The sequence below is a fragment of the Amycolatopsis keratiniphila subsp. keratiniphila genome, from assembly GCF_001620365.2.
GTDB classification, from domain to species: Bacteria; Actinomycetota; Actinomycetes; order Mycobacteriales; family Pseudonocardiaceae; genus Amycolatopsis; species Amycolatopsis keratiniphila.
Genome location: NZ_LQMT02000061.1, coordinates 1 through 702, shown reverse-complemented (window position 1 = coordinate 702; position 702 = coordinate 1). Strand labels below are relative to the sequence as shown.

Below are 702 nucleotides of genomic sequence, written 5' to 3'. Positions count from 1 at the left end.
GCCGAGCAGGTCGAGGCCCTGCTGCGAGCCGACGGTGATCAGCACCTCGGACGGGTCGGCCTCGATCCCCCGCGCGGTGAGCAGCTGACGGCAGATCAGGTCGACCAGCATCGGGTCGTCGGAGCCGACGCTGTCCTGCAGGCTCGGGAACACGTGCGGCCGGTACAGCGCGTCACGCAGGCAGCGGGTCCACGACCGCGCCGGGAAGGCGGTGACGTCCACCTGCCCGGCGAGGAACGGGTACGGGTAGGTGTGCCAGTCCGGGCGTTTCTCGATATGCGGCACCCCGGCGTCCGGGTACCGGCGCACCCGCGCGCTCCAGTCGATGGCCGGGCTTGTGCCGCGCTCCTGCACCGCGCAGTGCGGCCGCATCTCGGCGTTGATGAACAGCCCGCTGCGCTCGCGGCTCTCCACGAATCCCTCGGCGACCAGCTCCTGGTAGGCGAGGTTGATGGTGTTGCGGGAAACGCTGAGTTCGGCGGCCAGCTCACGAGAACTCGGCAGCCGGTGCGCCGGGTCGAACGTGCCGATCGCGATGCCGTGCTCGATGGCGCGCCGCACCTGCCGGTAGAGCGGCTCGGCGGACGTCCGGTCGATTTCGATCAACGTTCGCGGCAACGGCACCTCCCTTCCGGCGACGGGCCGGGATCTGAACCTAGCTCCAGATCCCGGCCCGCACCACCTAGGTGTATTGCCCCGAGA

1 protein-coding gene is annotated in these 702 nt (G+C 70.2%); it reads right to left on the bottom strand.

Features of this window, described 5'->3' with window-relative positions; translation table 11 throughout:
• Nucleotides 1–618, bottom strand: a 618-nt coding sequence (locus AVR91_RS42130) for a GntR family transcriptional regulator (protein ID WP_143254284.1), incomplete at its 3' end; no start/stop codon positions are given.
• Nucleotides 619–702: the final 84 nt, after the last annotated feature.